This is a genomic window from Pontibacter burrus, assembly GCF_010686685.1.
GTDB lineage: Bacteria > Bacteroidota > Bacteroidia > Cytophagales > Hymenobacteraceae > Pontibacter > Pontibacter burrus.
The window spans coordinates 323,670-341,699 of sequence record NZ_JAAGWD010000001.1 but is presented as its reverse complement, the minus strand read 5'-3'; the positions used below and the strand labels follow the sequence as shown (position 1 = coordinate 341,699).

Below are 18,030 nucleotides of genomic sequence, written 5' to 3'. Positions count from 1 at the left end.
CCTCTGTGGCACTTCGGGTATAGAACGCCCGTAACAGCCGGAAATTACGTTACCCCTTATATGAAAGATGCCCGAAGTAGCTACTTCGGGCATCTTTCTTTAAATACAACAATTGTATATTATGGATATGCTATAAATTACATTATTTCGTCCCGACTTTGGTGGTATCGGTAGTGGCTGGCTTGGCGGCAGGTTTGGTTTTTGGTTTCAGGAAATCTGAGATCTTATCTGTTGCCTGCTTTTTAATATTCTGCTCGGCTTCCTTGCGTTTCTTCTCCAATTCCTCGCGTGCCTTTTGCTCGGCTTCCTCTTTCTTGCGGTTGAGCTCATTTTTAATGCTGTCGGCAGCCTGAGTTTTACGCTGCTCCAGCTTTATTTTAGCATCATCCAGTTTGCTCTGCACCACATCTTTAACCAGGTTCGTTGCCTGCTCTTTTACACTGCCACTGGCCAGGCTCACACGTGGGTCTGCTAAGGTACCACCTATCTTCAGGTTTAGGGTTACACGCTCCGCTGCCTGTAGTTGCGTTCCGCCGATCATGCTGGCCAGCCTGGTGTTTATTTCCTTGCCTACTTTGCCGGTCGGCACGTTCAGGGCTGTTACATAGTCCAGTTGGCCTTGCATGTTATTACTACCGCCTACACTCATCTGTACATCACCAATCTTAAGGTCGAATGGTTTTATCACCAGGCTGCCATCTATAATCTGTGCATCGATCATCTTATTCTCGATTACAAAGTTCTGTATCTCTTCCAGGTGAGTGAGGCTGGCAATTTTATCTACAATCTTCACATCGCGAACGGCAGCTTTCAATACTTTAATTACGCCTGCACCATCCAGCGTTTTAAATACCGGTGTCATATCCTGCGCCAGTTCGCCGGCAAACTTAAAGTTGGTAGAGAAAGTCCCATCCAGCACGCCAGCAATAGGGGCCAGTACCTTTATCGTGTTAAAGGCATTAAAGGCCTGTTGGAAATTCAAGTTCTGCACATCCAGCGCCATATCGAAAAGCGGCTTACGCAGGTCCTGTGTATTGTAAGTACCGCTGGTAGCAAATGTGCCGCCTAAGGTGTTAAAGGTAACTTTATCCAGGCGCGCTACCTTGTCTTTTACCAGCACACGGCCATTCACATTGTTCAGTTTCAGGTTATCGTAGGCTACCTGTTTTGCATTTACATTGAGCGTAATATCCAGGTTAGCCGGAATCTCTACCACACCTGCCTCTTCGGTGCTGGCAACCGGTTCGCCAGTTTCTTCCACCATCCACTCATTCACATTAAAGTTATTCGAGCTCAGGTTAAAGTTACCGCGCAACGCCTGGTTATCAGCCAGGGCATACCCCAGGTAGTTCGAGATGGTGCCATTTGCCTGAATATCGCTTTTGCCCAGGTGACCGCTCATGTTCTTCAGCTCGATGCGCTCGTTATTGAAAACCGCATTGGCTTTATTTATTTTAATGCCCTGCGGTAGGTCGGTGCTCACAAAATTCAGGTTGCTTACATCCATGGTACCGTTAGCCGTAATGTTATTGTACTTCTCTGCTTCCACATCACTCAGCTTTCCTTTAGCCGCCACATTAGCATTTATTCTACCCGAAACAGTCATGCCTTCCTGCGGGAAGATCTTGGTCAGCTTGGTCAGGTCGAGGATACCTTTAATGTCAAAGTCAAAAGCAGGTTTATCTATCCCTGCTATCAGCGCACGGCCGGAAAGCGGTTCTCCTTCCAGGGTCATGTTAAAGTTCTGAATGTTTATGCGTGTATCGTCGGTGTTTCCTGTCTTGTTCAGAATGTTGGCCACCATGTTCAGGTGCTCGATCGGAGCCGGGAAGTCCTTCGATTTGATATAACCGTTGGTTAGGCGCATGTCGGCATCAATTACCGGCATACTGGTTTTAGAGTAAACTCCTTTGGCGTCGGCATCTACTTTGAGTAAGCCCTGCAAGGCCATGCCCTCAATCGGGAATACCTTCGTCATTTCGGTCAGGTCGATGCTTGCTTTTACATTGCCATCCACTTTCATTGGCTCAAGACCCTCTACCAGCACTTTGGCGTCTATCGGGTTTTTGCCCAGGTCTAAGTGCAGCTGGCGCACATTAACTATCGTGTTATTCGGGTTGCCATCTTTATTATCGATGCGCATATCCACGTTTATGTTGCGTGCAGCCTGTGGCAGGTCCGGATATTTGAACATCCCGTTTATGATCTTCAGCTCCGTACCAAAACCCGGCATCAAAGTATCAACCATGCGGCCTTTAAAATAACCGTCAAAACTCAGCTTACCTTCTGTACTAATATCCTTAAACTGCTCTGTATACATGCCCGGCACTACCGACAACACATTTCTGAAATCAGTTTCGGTGGCTTTAAAGGTCAGGTCGAAGTCAATGGCTTCATCAGGCATCAGGATGGTTCCTTCAAAAGTAAAGGGCAGCTCGTTCAGCCTGATGTTGTTGTCTTTAAAGGTGTATAGCGACTTGTCCAGGTCCATAGCCATCGTTACATCGGCGTTTAGTTTACCATTCTCTATGTAGTTCACGCCATCGTAGGTCATGGTAAAGCGGTCTGAGGTGGTCTTGGAGTCCATGTCGAACACGTCTTTGGCAAAGTCGCCGGAGCCAGTGTGGTTTACATTGTAGGCCGCCATCCCAAAAGGAATACTCAGGTCATCGTAAAACATCGTACCGTTGTTGATCTCCCATTTCTTGATAGCCATGGCAAAATCGCTGGCTACAGTATCGGCTGGCAATTGGGCAGTAGTATCAGGCTTCATGATGTCCCAGTTGGCTTTACCGCTTTTCAGCACGATCAGTCTAACTTTGGGCTCATCCAGCGTAACCGAATTTATCTTCAGCTCATCACCGGTAATCACGCTCATCAGGTCCAGGCCCATCCGGAAGGAGGGGATCTGTGCCAGCGTATCGGTAGCAAAAGAGTCTACACCAACTATAGCCAGGTTCTCCACGCTAAGCGATACATCCGGAAAATCACGGAAAAGCGACAGACTTACATCATCGGTCTGGTAAATAACGTTGGCATTAATATTCTTTGCGATCTCTTTGTCCAGGGTCTGTTTGATTTTATCTTTGAACAGAACAGGGACCAGTGCCGCTACTGCCAGCAGCACTGCCAGAAAGACAAAGAAGCCAATAACTACTTTTTTCATATAGTGATAGATAAAAGGTATCTTATTAAAAATGTATGGTTAAATTTCGTTGTTGAGCCACTAAGCCGATGTTTAACCATTTATTAAACTGGTGATCTGCAAAAGTATAGCCAAAACTATGCAAAAGTTTAAACGCCGAGTAGCATAGCGGGTATTTTTTTAGTCTGGCTTATACTTTATTTATTACTGTATGCTTTCAAAAAAACAGATTCTGTGTATTGCGTTATGGCTTTGTGGCTTTACAGCCACTGCGCAGGATGTACTTTTTTCGCAGCAGTATGCCAGCCGCCTGTACTATAACCCTGCTTTTGCAGGCCTCGGCCACGACTGGAGCGTAAGCCTGCACCACCGAAACCAGTGGCCTGCCCTAAACGGAGCCTTTGTTACCAACCAACTCTCTGCCGATTTATTGTTGCCAAATACAAAAAGTGCAATTAGTCTGCTCGTTCAGCAGGACAAGGCCGGTATTGGCGGATTACAAAAATTACAGGCTGCTGCCGGTTATGCCTACCATACACCTTTAACCGACCGCCTTGCTTTATCGGCAGGCCTGCAGACAAGTATAAACTCGCTGAGCATAAACTATAACAACCTTGTTTTTGGCGATCAGCTTTCGGATAATGGCCAGGTAGCGCTAACATCGGCAGAGGCCAGCACTTTCGAACCTGTTCGTTATCTGAGTTTTAGCACCGGTTTACTGCTTTATACCAACCAGTTACTGTTTGGGGTTGCTGCCTCTCATTTAAATAAACCCGAGTATGGCTTTGCCGAAAAAACCCGCTTACCCATACGGTTTACAGCAAACGCTGTTTATAAATTTTATCTGGATGGATCACCCAATGGCAACAGCTTTGCCGAAAAGAGCGTATCCCCGGCTGTTACCATCATTCATCAGGAAAATTTTACACGTCTGGATGTTGGATTACACACTAATTACACACCGCTATCGTTAGGATTAGTATATAAAGGAGTACCGGCCACGGGCGGTGCAAACCAGGAACAGGCCCTTACCGTAATAGCAGGGCTACAGCTGAATCAGCTTAAAATTGGCGTGAGCCACGATGTAGGTATTACAGCATTTACCCGGCAAAACGGGGGCGCTACAGAAATTTCTGTGGTTTTTGAACGACTTACATCTGATAATATGTTCCGGAGCCGTTCTCGGTCAAAAATAAGCAGACGCATTGTTTGTCCGGCATTCTAATTTTATTTATAATTGCACATTAAATTACGTTACAAGAACCTTATCTAAATTGGGTGCTATTTTATGAGATTTGCTAAGTATTTATCGGCTGCTGTGTTGGGAGGCTTGCTCCTTACGGCCTGTAACAGGGGTGGTAACCCTACCAGCACTAACCCCGGCGACTACAGTACTGCTACCGGTATTGAGTACGGCGAAGATGAAAAAGCCTTTGCTGTAGAGGATTACGCCAATATACAGGGTGGTCCTGGCCTTATATTTATCGAAGGTGGCCGTGCAGTTTTAGGTTCGATGGAAGAGGACGTTGCCATGACGCGTGATAATATTGAGCGTACAGTAACGGTAGCATCTTTCTATATGGATGAGACTGAAGTGGCAAACATCCACTGGCTGGAGTACCTGCACTACATTAAGCAGGATTCTGTTCCTGAAGTTTACCAGGCTGCTCTTCCTGATACGACGGTATGGTCTCGCCAGCTGTCATTCAACGACCCTTATGTAACGTACTACCTGCGCTATCCTGGCTTCCGTTTCTTCCCGGTGGTGGGTGTGAGCTGGTTACAGGCTAACAACTATGCCATCTGGCGTACGGCCAAGGTTAACGAAAACCTGGCTAAAATGGCTAATGGCGGAAACAAAAGAGGCCTGTTTGGCAGAAGAGGCGGAAGTGATTCTCCTGCTGAAGGCGAAAAACCATCTATCGAATCTGGCTACGTGCTACCAAACTACCGTCTCCCAACAGAGGCTGAGTGGGAATATGCAGCACAGGCTATGATCGGTACACAATACTCAGAAGACGAAAACCAGAACAACCGCAGACTTTACCCTTGGGACGGACACCAGGTACGTAACCCGTATGGCAGACAGATGGGTAAGTTTATGGCCAACTTTAAGCGTGGCCGTGGTGACTACGCCGGTATTGCAGGTGCCCTGAATGATGGAGCCATGATCACGGACTATATCTATAGCTATCCGCCAAACGACTTCGGTTTATACAATATGGCTGGTAACGTGAACGAGTGGGTACAGGACGTATACCGTCCGCTGTCTTACCAGGATATGGAAGACCTGAACCCGTTCCGTAGAGATGGTTACCTGGATGAGAAAGAGAACTATGCAAACGCTGATGCCCGTGACTTCCACTCACTGATTAATGACGAGGTTCGTGTTTACAAGGGTGGTTCATGGAAAGATGTGGCTTACTGGTTATCTCCAGGTACACGCCGTTTCATGACACAGGATTCATCTACAGCAACTATCGGTTTCCGTTGCGCCATGATCAACGCTGGTTCAAACAGATAAAAATATACCTAACTACTATTATTTTACCTTTAAAGCCCGGACCAACATCCGGGCTTTAAGTTTTTATAGAACATATGACTACAGAAAATACCGAACACGCACAAATCATAGTTAAGAGCTACAGCGACTTACTGGAGCAGGAGATAGAGGAAGTACTATGGGCTTTTGTACTGGATAAGGAAAACCGCCTGTATCAGATAGACAGTATCCCATTCTACACGTCGCTGATCGCATCAAACGACATTGTATTTGCAGATATAGATCCGGAAACAAAGCAGTTGATTTACCAGAAAACCATAAGCTATTCCGGCCACTCTACGATACAGGTTGTAATGAACTCCGAAACTATAGCAATGGATGAAGTACGGAAAACTTTTAACAAAATGCGTTGTGTTTCAGAAGCAGTCAATGAAGATTTCTTTGTACTGGATATCCCGGACGATGTAGACTATAAGCAGGTGAAAGCTGAGCTCGACAGGCTGGAAGCCGAAGAGATTTTGGAATATGCAGAGCCAAGTTTATCGGATGTACACCGTAAACAGAAAGAACTATAGTTTGGGTTTTTAGACAAAAGACTGTTTGACAATGGACGCCACATATAACCATAAGCTATAGTTCTATATTTTAGCCAGATGCCGTTGGATAGCTCATACTCGCGGGACGCGAGCGAGAGTATCAGAAAAAGACTTGATTAAGATTTCAGTCCTATGTCCTTTGTCTAAAATTCCTTTGTCATAAAACCTACGCCGCAGCTATAGTTACTACACTTACTTCGGAGGCACCGGCATTAAACAGCGCAACAGCGCAGGCTTCCAGTGTGGCCCCGGTAGTAAGCACATCGTCAACTATAAGCACATGCTTACCAGCTATAGTTTCTGGTTTCTTCACTTCAAAGACCTGCTCCACATTTTGCCAGCGGTTAAGCCGGTCTTTGCGGGTTTGCGTGGATGTATTTATAGTTCGTACCAGAATATTTGAAACTGTAGGCACTTCCATAGCGGCAGCTAACCCTAAAGCAAAATGAGCAGATTGGTTATAGCCACGCTTGCGTTGTTTCTGTTTATGTAGCGGCACCGGAACTATCAAATCAAACTGCTCGTGGTAATGGTGATCTTGCAATATACTTCCGTACCGTTGCCCCAGGTGCACGCCCAGCTCTTTGGCACCTTTATACTTTAACTGGTGCAACAGGCGCTGCACGCTGCCTTTATTCTGGAACGTGAAATACGAAAACGCAAACCTGACCGGCACCTTACCCCAGAACCTGCGCTGCAAAGGGTTTAACTCCGTAGCGCCATGCACATGAAAGTCGGTGTAGGGCAACTTTACATTGCACTTTGTGCAGATATATTTCTCACCGCGCGCCAGAACGCCATCACAGGCAAAGCAGCTTTCCGGGAAAAATAAAGCCAGCAGGTCATCAAACATAGTAGCGCCTTCGGGGTTAAGGTTTTGTAATTTTTTTGCCGTAATTTTATAACTATAGTTAAGCTATTTCAGCTAATCAATTCACAACAATGAGTCAGATAGAAGAATTCAACGAATATCGCTCGCGCATGAACGAGCGCATTATGTCTTACGACAATAAAGTAATTAAACGCTTTTTTAACCTGGATACAAACGCTTACGCAGAAGGTGCCCTTGATGTAAAAACAAAGGAAATGCTGGGCCTGGTTGCCTCTATGGTACTGCGCTGCGACGATTGCATTAAATACCACTTAGGTAAAAGCTTTGAAGAAGGCGTTACCGACGAAGAAGTATTTGAAGTGTTCTCTATTGCCAACCTGGTAGGTGGTTCCATCGTGATCCCGCACTTCCGTAGAGCTGTAGAGTACTGGGAAGAATTAAAAGCGCAAAAAGCTTAATTGTTTAATGGTTGTATGGTTAAATTGTTGATATACTTTATAAGAGTAACCATTTAACAATTTAGCCATACAGCAATTTAACTTATGATAGAAGAATCAGATAATTTAGATCATAGATGGACGCAGCTGCGGGCTTTGCTCATGAAGCAATTCGGAAAAAAGCCTGATCTGAATGCCATTCTCTTTCTGATCGGAATACAGGAACTGGGCAAGGGCATTACCGAATTCACCAAAGAAGAAAAGCAGGACCTGATGCACATCGCTACCTGTAAGGTGTTCAGCCTGTCGGGGTATTATGAACTGGAGAGTGTTGACGAAGAAGGCTGGCCGCATTATAAAGCGGTAAAGCCAATTCCGTTTGCCAACCTGAAAGAGCAGGAAAAAATGCTGAAGTGGCACATCCTGGAGTATTTCAATCAGCTGGATTAATTTTTAGGACAAAGGAATTTTTGACGAAGGACAAACGAGTTATAGTTGAAAGTCCTTTGTAAATCGGTCCTTTGTCACATAGTCAAAGTATATAATGAAGATAATTACCTACAATGTTAACGGCATTCGGGCTGCTATAAGTAAAGGTTTTCAGGATTGGGTGAAAGCGGCTAACCCCGATGTATTGTGTCTGCAGGAAATAAAAGCCGACGAGTCGAAATTTGACCGTGCCATTTTTGAAGACATGGGTTATAATGTTTACCTGCACCCGGCCGTGAAAAAGGGCTATAGTGGTGTAGCTATACTTTCGAAGAGCAAACCTAACCATGTGCAGATTGGCTGCGGTATGGATTGCTACGATTTTGAAGGCCGCGTAATTCGTGCAGACTACGATAACTACTCGGTGATGAGCGTTTACATGCCTTCCGGCTCAAGCGGGGAGGAGCGCCAGGGTTTTAAGTTTCAGTGGATGGATGACTTTTATGGCTACATCGGAGACCTGAAACAGACATTGCCCGGCCTTATAGTTAGCGGGGATTATAACATCTGCCATCAGCCAATTGATATCCATAATCCGAAATCGAATGCCAAAAGCTCAGGCTTTTTGCCTGAAGAGCGTAGCTGGATGGGCAAATTTATAGAAAGCGGTTTTATCGATTCGTTCAGGCACTTTAACAAGGAGCCACACAACTATACCTGGTGGAGTTACCGGTCCGGAGCACGTAACAAAAACCTGGGCTGGCGTATTGATTATAACATGGCAACAGATAACCTGAGTGACCGGTTAAAACGTGCCGCTATACTTACAGAAGCAAAACATTCGGACCATTGCCCTGTGTTGTTAGAAATTGACTAACAGCAACATACGAAAATACCCGATTTTATAGTTATATTTAAGAGCACCTGATTTAGATCTTATAGTTTCATATACAGATAATTAGGTGCTCTTGCTTTACGTATAGCTGTAACCGCCCGGCCCCGACAGCGTTAAAGTAGCAAACACCTATGAAACAACAGGATGCACTTACTCAATTAATGCATCAGCTGCAGGAGTTCAAAAAGAAATTTTACCTGAACCTGTTGCTGCGTGGTAGCTTATTTGCTATCGGTCTGTTGCTTTCTATCTACATCATTTACAGCCTGTTAGAGTACGTTTTTTACTTTCCGCAAGCTGTTCGAGCTATCCTTCTCTTTTCCTTCATCGCTATAGTTGTTTATGCTTTTATCCGCTGGATTGTGCAGCCGGTTGCGGCATTAGCAAACCTGAGCAGGTTGTTGTCTGATGAACAGGCAGCGCTGCGCGTTGGTCAGCATTATCCTGAAATAAAAGATAAGCTTCTAAATGCCATTCAGTTAAATAACCTGGATCGTACAAATGAGCTGATAGCGGCAAGCATAAACCAACGTTCAGGCCACTTACTACAGTTTCGTTTTACTGATGCCGTTACATACAAAGAGAACAAACCAATCTTGAAGTATGTTGCCCTGCCTGCTATAGTTGCCCTGCTTATTGCATTGGTTTACCCAGCCATTTTTGTGCAGGGCACTGAGCGTATCATTAACTATAGAAAAGCCTACGCACCGGTTGCTCCTTTCAGGTTTGAAGTGCAGAACGACCAACTGCAGACTTTCCGTGGCGAAGATTTTGAGTTGAAAGTAGCAGTAGAAGGGGAGATGTTACCCAAAGAAGTCTTCATTAACTATAACGGCCGTAGGCAACCAATTCAAAAAACCGCTAATGGGAACTATAGTTATACTTTTAAGCAACCGCTAAAATCAATAAACTTTGAACTGGAAGGTTCCGGGTTTAGCTCCGATAGCTATACTTTAGAGCTGCTGTCGCGTCCAAATCTGAAAGATTTCGAACTACAGGTTCAATATCCTTCCTACTTAAATCGCAAGCTTGAGCTCATCCAGAATACCGGTAACGCTACCGTACCAGAAGGCAGTACCCTCACGTGGAACTTTAAAGCCTCTGAAACCGAAACGATAGCAATTGCTTTCGAGAAGCCGGCTCAGAAACTTCAGGCGAAAAAAACAACTAATGCTTTTACTGCAAGCAAGAAAATTAACGAGAGCCTGAACTATAGTATTCAGTTAAAAAACCAGTACAGCACCAACAAAGAGAACATCAATTACCAGATCACAGCCATTCCGGACAAACACCCTCTCATTACTTTAGAGCAGTTCCAGGATACGGCACTGTATAGTTTCCTGGTGTTGGGTGGCGATGTATCGGATGATTATGGTTTGTCTCGTTTGGCCATTCATTACCGCATCAGCAATCAAAATAACCCAAAGGCAAACTATAAAACTATAGCGCTCCCGGTTGCTCCAAGCCAGGTTAGCCAGACGTATTATTACCAATGGAACACAGCTGCTCTTAACATGAAGCCAGGCGACCAGCTGGAGTACTTTGTGCAGGTGTGGGACAACGATGGCATCCGTGGGCCGAAAAGTGCCCGAACCCGTACGTTTGAATTAAAAGTTCCCAGCAAACGCGACCTGGAGAAAGAACTTGATAGCAATGCGCAATCGGTAGGCAGCCAGATAAGCAAATCGTTGGAGAAGGCAACCAAATTACAGGAAGAACTAGCCAAAAACGAAGAAAAACTAAAAACCAAACGCGACCTGAACTGGCAGGATAAAAAGCAGCTGGAAGACCTGGTAGAGAAGAAGAAGCTACTGGAGCAGGACCTGGCGGCCATGAAGGAAATGTTTGATGAGCTCAACAAAAAGCAGAACATGCTGACCGAGCAGGACAAAGAACTGGCTGAAAAAGCACAGGAACTGCAAAAGCTTATGAATGACCTGCTGGACCCTGAAACCAAGAAACTATACGAAGAACTCGAAAAGCTACTACAGCAGAAGCAAGCCAACGACCTTGAACTACAGAAACTGCTGAGCAAACTCGATAACCGCGAACGCAACCTGGAGCGCGAACTGGAGCGAGCACTGGAGCTATTCAAGCAACTACAGTTCGAGCAAAAGCTGGACAACATTACCGAGAAGCTGAAAGAAATGGGGGAGGAGCAGGAGAAACTGGCTCAGAAAACTGAACAGAAACAGGAAGATAATCAGAAACTGCAGGAGCAACAGAAAGAATTGCAGGAGCAGTTTGAAGAAGTGAAGGAGCAGATGGACCAGCTAAAAGAGATGAATGACATGCTGGAGAATCCTAATTCGATGGATGAACAGGAGCAGGGTGAGCAGCAGATAGAGCAGAACATGCAGCAAAGCCAGCAGCAATTACAAAAACAGCAGAACAAAAAAGCCAGTGAAAGTCAGCAGAAGGCAGGCCAGCAAATGAAGCAAATGGCGCAGAACATGGATCAGATGATGAACTCTATGAGTATGTCCGGCATGCAACAGAACCTGGACAACCTGCGCGACATTCTGGAAAACCTGATCAAGTTATCATTCGACCAGGAAGCTTTGATGAAGTCTTTCCGTACAGTAAACCAAAGCGATCCGCGTTTTATCTCCCTATCGCAGGAGCAGCTTAACCTGCGCGACAATGCCAAAGTGATTGAAGACAGCTTGTTCTCATTGGCTAAAAAGGTATTCCAGATCCAGTCGTTTGTTACCCGCGAAGTGGCTGCTATGAACCAGAGCATGGACAACAGTATGAAAGAACTCCGCGACCGGAACGTAGGCAGAGCTACCGCACAACAACAGCTTGCCATGACGAGCATGAACAACCTGGCCCTGATGCTGAACGATGCCCTGAAGCAAATGCAACAGGCCATGCAGAATATGCAGGGCGGAATGGCCGGCAAACAGAAAGGAAATCAGAAAAAACCTGGCGGTTTAGGCGAAATGCAGGACGCTTTGAATAAAAAAATTGAAGATTTGAAAAAAGGTGGCAAATCAGGTAAGGCACTGTCTGAAGAATTAGCTAAATTAGCTGCGGAGCAGGAGGCTCTCCGGAACGCTCTCCGTGAAATAGAGAAACATGGTACCAAACCCGGCGAAAATGGCAAACAGGGCGAACTGGGAAATATTAGCCGTATGATGGAACAAAGCGAGACTGATCTCGTTAATAAACGGTTGACTGAGCAAACGATCATGCGCCAGCGCGAGATCCTGACTCGTTTATTGGAAGCTGAGCGGTCTATGAAAGAGCGGGAACTTGATAATAAACGAGAAGCCAAAACCGCACAGGACATTACACGTAAACTTCCACCATCGTTCGAGAAGTATAAAAAAGCAAAAGAGAAACAAACAGAATTACTCAAAACTGTACCACCCGCTTTGTCTCCGTACTATAAGCAAAAGGTAAGTGAGTATTTCCAAAACGCTAAATTTTAGTAAACACCTATAGTTACACACGTTAGATTAAAATATGAATCAAGTTAAAATTCAGATTCCTTCCTTAATCGAAAACATCCGCGTAATTGAAAGTTTTATAGACAACTCCAAGGAAGAATTCGAGTTTGAAGATGATATCTATGGCAACATTATGGTTGCTGTTACAGAGTCTGTTAATAACGCTATCCGCCACGGTAACAAGTTCGATAAAGAAAAGAACGTTTACCTTACTTTGCAGGTAGAAGAAAACCAACTGCTATTTGAGGTAGAAGATGAAGGACCGGGTTTTGACTACGAGAACCTGCCAGACCCTACTGCTCCAGAAAACCTGGAAAACCCGGGTGGCCGTGGCATCTTCCTGATGCGCAACCTTTGCGACGAAGTAAACTTCTTTGACCAGGGTAAAAAGGTACAGTTGAAATTTAATATCGCTCCGAGCCAGAATGGATCATCCAATTGAGTTTTATAGCGAAGACGTAGAGTTTTCGCTATCGAACCCGGAGCAGGTTGCAGATTGGATCGCATCTATAGTTGAGCAACACGAGTACGAATTAGCAAACCTTACCTACATCTTCTGTTCTGACGATTACCTACACCAGATAAACGTTGAATACTTAGATCACGACACCCTTACTGATATTATCACTTTTGACAATGCCGATGAAGAAGGCGTAGTTGAAAGTGATATTTTTATTAGTATAGAGCGGGTGCGTGATAATGCCCAAACCTTAGGAATACCTTTCGAGGACGAACTCCACCGCGTTCTCATTCATGGCGTATTGCACCTACTCGGTTATAAAGACAAGACCGAAGAGCAGGAAGTACTTATGCGCAAACAAGAAGATTCTTGCTTATCTTTGCGAAAATTTTAATCGCAAAAGGAATTACCAATCTCTTGTAGATGTTTCACGTGAAACATCTCTAATTTCAGAAATACATGTTTCCAGAATATGATATTATAGTAGTAGGGGCAGGCCACGCAGGTTGCGAGGCCGCCGCTGCCGCTGCCAAAATGGGTTCTAAGGTTTTGTTGGCCACTATGAACATGAACACCATTGCCCAGATGTCGTGCAACCCGGCAATGGGTGGCGTGGCTAAAGGTCAGATCGTTCGTGAAGTGGATGCACTGGGTGGTATGAGCGGTATCATTACCGACGAGACCATGATCCAGTTCCGCATGCTGAACAAATCAAAAGGACCAGCCATGTGGAGCCCACGTGCCCAAAGCGACCGCATGCGTTTTGCCGAAGCCTGGCGCCTAAGCTTAGAGCAAACGGAGAACGTAGACTTCTGGCAGGAGATGGTTACAGCCATTGAGGTAGAGCAGGGGAGAGCCGTAGGAGTACGTACTAGCCTGGGGATAACTATATGTGGAAAGGCCGTTATCTTAACGAATGGCACATTTCTGAATGGTATTATCCACATCGGCGAAAAGCAATTGGGCGGTGGTCGCTCAGCGGAAAAGTCGGCAAAAGGACTGACAGAACAGCTCGTAAGTTTAGGTTTTGAAGCCGGCCGCATGAAGACCGGAACACCGCCACGCGTAGATGGTCGCTCACTGGACTATAGCCGCATGGAAGAACAGTTCGGAGACGAGAATCCTTCTAAATTCTCTTATACCGAAACTACTCCGCTTGCCAAACAACGCAGCTGCTTTATTACCTATACCAATTCTGATGTACATGAGATCCTGAAGACCGGCTTCGAAAAATCGCCGATGTTCCAAGGTCGTATCCAGGGTTTAGGTCCGCGTTACTGCCCAAGCATAGAAGATAAGATCAATCGATTTGCTGACCGTGATCGTCACCAGATTTTTGTAGAGCCGGAAGGATGGAGCACAGTGGAAGTTTATGTAAATGGTTTCTCCAGCTCTCTGCCGGAAGATGTACAATTAAAAGCGCTGCGTAAGATTGTAGGCTTTGAAAATGCCAAAATGTTCCGTCCGGGTTATGCAATTGAGTACGACTTTTTTCCGCCAACACAGTTGAACCTGACACTGGAAACAAAGCTGGTAGAGAACCTGTACTTTGCCGGCCAGATAAATGGAACAACCGGTTACGAAGAAGCAGCTTGCCAGGGATTGATGGCAGGTATTAATGCACATAACAAGATAAACGAAAAAGCTCCGTTTATACTGAAGAGATCAGAGGCATACATTGGCGTATTGATCGACGACCTGGTGAACAAAGGTACCGAAGAACCATACCGTATGTTTACGTCGCGCGCTGAGCACCGCATTTTGCTACGCCAGGACAATGCAGATATACGCCTGACAAGACTTGGATATGAGCTGGGACTGGCTGACGAAAGCAGACTGAAAGCTGTGGATAAGAAGATAGCCGAAACAGCAGAAATCATTGCGTACTTAAATAATAAGCCGATTGAGCCTGGAGATATCAACAGCATGCTGGAGAGTTTAGGTTCGGCCCCTATAGTTGAAAAGCAACGTGCCGGCCAGCTGATCAAGCGACCAAACATTGAGATTCAACATATAGCCGAAGCAGTGCCTGCCATTAAAGAATATTTGAGTAAGTTTAAAGCAGATAGTGTAGAGCAGGCCGAAATTGCAGTGAAGTATGAAAGCTACATCGAGAAGGAAAACACGATGGCAGCAAAAATGAGCGAACTCGAAAACTATATCATTAAAGATAAAATCAACTACCGTAACATACCGGCCTTATCAGCAGAGGCAAAAGAAAAGCTACTGAAGGTGCAGCCTGAAACTATAGGTCAGGCATCCAGGATAAGTGGCGTATCTCCGGCTGATATTTCGGTACTGATGGTATACCTTGGAAAATAAATGAGCTACGAAAGACTGAATAACTGCCCGGTCTGCGGCAAAGAAGAATTCAAGAATTTTTTAGTAGTAACAGATAACTCAGTTTCAAAAGAAAGCTTTGTGATTGTAGAGTGCGAAAACTGTACATTCAAGTTCACAAACCCACGCCCGGATGAAGAAAGTATCGGGAGCTATTATGAATCGGAAGATTATATCTCGCATACCAATACCAAAACCGGCATCATTAACAGAGCCTACCATGTGGTGCGCTCCATCACTACAAAACAGAAAGTAGAACTTATAAACCGTTGTTCACCGGGCAAAGGAGCCATCTTAGACTATGGTTGTGGCACCGGCGTATTTCTGACAGCTTGTAAAAAAGACGGCTGGCAGGTGAGGGGAGTAGAACCTAGTACCCGTGCCCGGGAGCAGGCTGCAGAAACAATAGGGCAAACTATAGCTACCAATCTTAGTGAGCTGCCTGATGAAAAATACCAGTTAATCACATTGTGGCATGTGCTGGAACATATTCATCAGCTGAACGAAACGATAAAAGAACTGATCTCACATTTGACTGATGATGGCACGCTGATAATTGCAGTACCAAATGCAGACTCGCATGACGCAAAACAGTATAAGGAGAACTGGGCAGCCTATGATGTTCCGCGCCACCTGTATCATTTTACGCAGCAAACCATGAAGCGCTTTTTAAAGAAACATAAAATGACTCTGCAGGAAGTGCTCCCGATGAAATTTGATGCCTACTATGTGAGCATGCTGAGCGAGAAACATAAAGAGGGAAAAACAAAAATGATCAGCAGTGTAGTAAACGGATTTAAGTCTAACAACTATGCTGAGAAAAATGGCAACGATTACTCTAGTCTGATCTATGTTGCCAAACGAAAATAAGGATGCAAATAACTGTAAACATACAGTGGAAAAGGCAAGCGCAAGTTTGCCTATTTTCATTTTAAAGGCCTATTCTATGAAAATTATCAACATATCGCTGGCAGCAACTATAGCCTTAGTATTTGCAGGATGCGCCAGCGTAGGGAGCCCCGAAGGTGGAGCAAAAGACACTACGCCACCTACACTTGTAAGAAGCAATCCGGCAGACCAGCAACTGAACGTAAGCACAAAAACTATAACCTTAGAGTTTGACGAGAGTGTGCAGCAAAATAACCTGCAACGCGAACTACTGATAACGCCGAATACACAGAACAAATACCAGGTCAGGTACAAGAACGATGTAATGAACCTGATTTTTGAACAGCCACTGCAAGACAGCACAACCTATATTTTCAACTTCCGGGACGGAATAGCGGATATAACAGAGAAAAACCTGGCCAAAGGTTTAAAGCTATCCTTTAGTACCGGCAACTACATCGACTCCAGCAGAGTAAGTGGAACAGTTGTAAAAATGCTGACACAGGAACCGGAGAAAGAAGCAGTGGTAGCACTCTACAGAGCAAAAGATACGTTGGACATCCGGAAAAGCAGACCTTATTACCAGACACAGGCGGACGCAAACGGAAACTTTACGCTGGAAAATATAAAAGAAGGTAGCTATAGAATTTTTGCCCTGCAGGATGCCAACAAGAATAGCTTGTACGAAGAAATCGAACGCATCGGGTTTAAGGCAGAGCCTATCAATATTACGTCGGACTCACAGCAGGTTAAATTACAAACGGCCATTATAGATACTAAGAAACCAATATCGCTACAGCGCCAGAAACAATTAGACCGTTTTACCCTGACATATACCGAAGGCCTGAGCAGTTTTGTAGTAACATCCACAAACAGAAGAGATACTATAGCAACTAAAATTACCCCAGATGGTAAGACAGCAGAGCTGTTCAGAAGTCAGAAATTCAGTAGTGGAAAACTTCTGGTTGCCGCACTGGATTCTGCCGGAAACAGCAGCGTAGACACCCTTCAGATAGATTTTGGAACAGATTATACACAACGCATACAAGGAGCGCAACTGAAAGTTATCAACGGAAACCAGCAGGCACAAACTTACAGGCCCGGGCAAAGATTGACAATTGAATTTCAGGGGCAGGTAACTATAAAAGGAACTACGCCAATACTGATACAAGCAGATACTGCTAACAGAACACCGCTGCGTTATCCGCAGGACCTGAGACTCGACCGAACGCAAACGGAAATCAGTTTTACAGTACCAAAATTAGCCAGCCGGCAGCAGCCCTATTTAATTGTATTGGACAGCACACAAATAATTCCTGTGCATGACAAAAAATTTCCGATGCAGCCGATTCAGATCACGATAGCAGAAGCGCAAGGTTTAGGAAGTGTACGCGGAACTATAGCACCCAGAACACAAACACATTTTATACTACAGTTGCTGAACGGACAAAACAAAGTAGTAAAAGAACTAAGAAACCAACGCAACTTCATTTTCAGGGATCTGTCACCTGGCACCTATAAATTCCGGGTAATACTGGATAGCAACAACAACGGCAGGTGGGACAGCGGAAGCCCCGACTTTAAAAAAGAACCTGAACAAGTGTACATGCACCCAGACCAGATAGACATAAGAGCAAACTGGGATCTGGAAGATATCAGAATCCAACTATAGAAAAAAGGAGGCCAACGCGGTCTCCTTTTTTTATGCCCTTCTCACATTTCCACGGCTTCCGGGTAAACTATAGACCTTATGTTCCACTGCTTAAAAAGGCATTAGGCGGCACCGAAATAAGGTCAAAATCAAAACAAAATCTGAAAAACGAAAGTTGGTAATAGAAATCCACACGAGGCAGGGGTATAACTGTGGAAAAGCGTGGGTAAAATATTGAAAACATAACAAGCCCGATCAGCGCAACCACTAAAAAGGGGCAAGTTCCACGCAAAAAGTGGAAACAGGTTCATAAATCAACCCCGAAAAAAGAGTTTTCCACGCGTGGAACAAATGTGTAAAAAGAAATGCACATAAATCAGCAAATCGTGGAAAAACCAT

General features: G+C 44.9%; 14 protein-coding genes. 12 read left to right on the top strand and 2 right to left on the bottom strand.

Going from position 1 to position 18,030, the window contains the following annotated elements; genetic code table 11:
• Nucleotides 1–142: 142 nt before the first annotated feature.
• On the bottom strand, nt 143–3,166 hold the full coding sequence (locus tag GXP69_RS01620) for an AsmA-like C-terminal region-containing protein (RefSeq protein WP_163911494.1): 3,024 nt from the start codon (nt 3,164–3,166) through the stop codon (nt 143–145).
• 190 nt (nt 3,167–3,356) lie between these two features.
• Here GXP69_RS01620 and GXP69_RS01615 point away from each other — a divergent pair, with 190 nt between their 5' ends.
• The 3 genes from GXP69_RS01615 (at nt 3,357) to GXP69_RS01605 (ending at nt 6,223) form a co-directional block, all read left to right on the top strand.
• Nucleotides 3,357–4,370 (top strand): PorP/SprF family type IX secretion system membrane protein, encoded by a 1,014-nt coding sequence (locus tag GXP69_RS01615; RefSeq protein WP_163911491.1) that lies wholly within the window; start codon nt 3,357–3,359, stop codon nt 4,368–4,370.
• 63 nt (nt 4,371–4,433) lie between these two features.
• Nucleotides 4,434–5,669, top strand: a complete 1,236-nt coding sequence (gene gldJ, locus GXP69_RS01610; RefSeq protein ID WP_163911488.1) for a gliding motility lipoprotein GldJ — start codon at nt 4,434–4,436, stop codon at nt 5,667–5,669.
• Nucleotides 5,670–5,743: 74 nt separating this feature from the next.
• The gene (locus GXP69_RS01605) at nt 5,744–6,223 is read left to right on the top strand and encodes a DUF4265 domain-containing protein (RefSeq protein ID WP_163911485.1); all 480 of its coding nucleotides are present in this window, start codon (nt 5,744–5,746) and stop codon (nt 6,221–6,223) included.
• Between the two features lie 187 nt (nt 6,224–6,410).
• Here the strand turns inward: GXP69_RS01605 and GXP69_RS01600 are convergent, their stop codons facing one another.
• Entirely contained in the window at nt 6,411–7,097 is a 687-nt protein-coding gene (locus GXP69_RS01600; RefSeq protein WP_235925526.1) for a ComF family protein, read from the bottom strand.
• An 89-nt stretch (nt 7,098–7,186) separates the two neighbouring features.
• Between GXP69_RS01600 and GXP69_RS01595 the strand changes: the two genes are divergently transcribed.
• From GXP69_RS01595 to GXP69_RS01555, 9 genes are all read left to right on the top strand, one after another.
• Nucleotides 7,187–7,534 (top strand): carboxymuconolactone decarboxylase family protein, encoded by a 348-nt coding sequence (locus GXP69_RS01595; RefSeq protein WP_163911482.1) that lies wholly within the window; start codon nt 7,187–7,189, stop codon nt 7,532–7,534.
• A gap of 84 nt (nt 7,535–7,618) precedes the next feature.
• Nucleotides 7,619–7,963: a hypothetical protein gene (locus GXP69_RS01590; protein ID WP_163911480.1), complete on the top strand. Its 345-nt coding sequence runs from the start codon at nt 7,619–7,621 to the stop codon at nt 7,961–7,963.
• Nucleotides 7,964–8,057: 94 nt separating this feature from the next.
• The gene (locus GXP69_RS01585; protein ID WP_163911477.1) at nt 8,058–8,819 is read left to right on the top strand and encodes an exodeoxyribonuclease III; all 762 of its coding nucleotides are present in this window, start codon (nt 8,058–8,060) and stop codon (nt 8,817–8,819) included.
• A 149-nt stretch (nt 8,820–8,968) separates the two neighbouring features.
• The gene (locus GXP69_RS01580; protein WP_163911474.1) at nt 8,969–12,274 is read left to right on the top strand and encodes a DUF4175 family protein; all 3,306 of its coding nucleotides are present in this window, start codon (nt 8,969–8,971) and stop codon (nt 12,272–12,274) included.
• Nucleotides 12,275–12,308: 34 nt separating this feature from the next.
• Complete coding sequence (locus GXP69_RS01575) at nt 12,309–12,734, top strand: ATP-binding protein (protein ID WP_163911471.1); 426 nt, start codon at nt 12,309–12,311, stop codon at nt 12,732–12,734.
• Entirely contained in the window at nt 12,718–13,146 is a 429-nt protein-coding gene (gene ybeY / locus GXP69_RS01570) for an rRNA maturation RNase YbeY (protein WP_163911468.1), read from the top strand. The genes GXP69_RS01575 and ybeY overlap by 17 nt, the downstream gene beginning before the upstream one ends.
• Nucleotides 13,147–13,211: 65 nt before the next feature.
• Nucleotides 13,212–15,074, top strand: a complete 1,863-nt coding sequence (mnmG, locus tag GXP69_RS01565) for a tRNA uridine-5-carboxymethylaminomethyl(34) synthesis enzyme MnmG (protein ID WP_163911465.1) — start codon at nt 13,212–13,214, stop codon at nt 15,072–15,074.
• A complete protein-coding gene (locus GXP69_RS01560; protein ID WP_163911462.1) occupies nt 15,075–15,962 on the top strand; it encodes a class I SAM-dependent methyltransferase in 888 nt (295 codons plus the stop codon).
• A 76-nt stretch (nt 15,963–16,038) separates the two neighbouring features.
• On the top strand, nt 16,039–17,652 hold the full coding sequence (locus GXP69_RS01555; protein WP_163911459.1) for an Ig-like domain-containing domain: 1,614 nt from the start codon (nt 16,039–16,041) through the stop codon (nt 17,650–17,652).
• Nucleotides 17,653–18,030: the final 378 nt, after the last annotated feature.

What these genes read in the sequence shown, in the direction of transcription:
- GXP69_RS01620 (WP_163911494.1), bottom strand. Translation starts at nt 3,166, where the DNA reads ATGAAAAAAGTAGTTATTGGCTTCTTTGTCTTTCTGGCAGTGCTGCTG.
- GXP69_RS01615 (WP_163911491.1), top strand. Translation starts at nt 3,357, where the DNA reads ATGCTTTCAAAAAAACAGATTCTGTGTATTGCGTTATGGCTTTGTGGC.
- gldJ (WP_163911488.1), top strand. Translation starts at nt 4,434, where the DNA reads ATGAGATTTGCTAAGTATTTATCGGCTGCTGTGTTGGGAGGCTTGCTC.
- GXP69_RS01605 (WP_163911485.1), top strand. Translation starts at nt 5,744, where the DNA reads ATGACTACAGAAAATACCGAACACGCACAAATCATAGTTAAGAGCTAC.
- GXP69_RS01600 (WP_235925526.1), bottom strand. Translation starts at nt 7,097, where the DNA reads ATGTTTGATGACCTGCTGGCTTTATTTTTCCCGGAAAGCTGCTTTGCC.
- GXP69_RS01595 (WP_163911482.1), top strand. Translation starts at nt 7,187, where the DNA reads ATGAGTCAGATAGAAGAATTCAACGAATATCGCTCGCGCATGAACGAG.
- GXP69_RS01590 (WP_163911480.1), top strand. Translation starts at nt 7,619, where the DNA reads ATGATAGAAGAATCAGATAATTTAGATCATAGATGGACGCAGCTGCGG.
- GXP69_RS01585 (WP_163911477.1), top strand. Translation starts at nt 8,058, where the DNA reads ATGAAGATAATTACCTACAATGTTAACGGCATTCGGGCTGCTATAAGT.
- GXP69_RS01580 (WP_163911474.1), top strand. Translation starts at nt 8,969, where the DNA reads ATGAAACAACAGGATGCACTTACTCAATTAATGCATCAGCTGCAGGAG.
- GXP69_RS01575 (WP_163911471.1), top strand. Translation starts at nt 12,309, where the DNA reads ATGAATCAAGTTAAAATTCAGATTCCTTCCTTAATCGAAAACATCCGC.
- ybeY (WP_163911468.1), top strand. Translation starts at nt 12,718, where the DNA reads ATGGATCATCCAATTGAGTTTTATAGCGAAGACGTAGAGTTTTCGCTA.
- mnmG (WP_163911465.1), top strand. Translation starts at nt 13,212, where the DNA reads ATGTTTCCAGAATATGATATTATAGTAGTAGGGGCAGGCCACGCAGGT.
- GXP69_RS01560 (WP_163911462.1), top strand. Translation starts at nt 15,075, where the DNA reads ATGAGCTACGAAAGACTGAATAACTGCCCGGTCTGCGGCAAAGAAGAA.
- GXP69_RS01555 (WP_163911459.1), top strand. Translation starts at nt 16,039, where the DNA reads ATGAAAATTATCAACATATCGCTGGCAGCAACTATAGCCTTAGTATTT.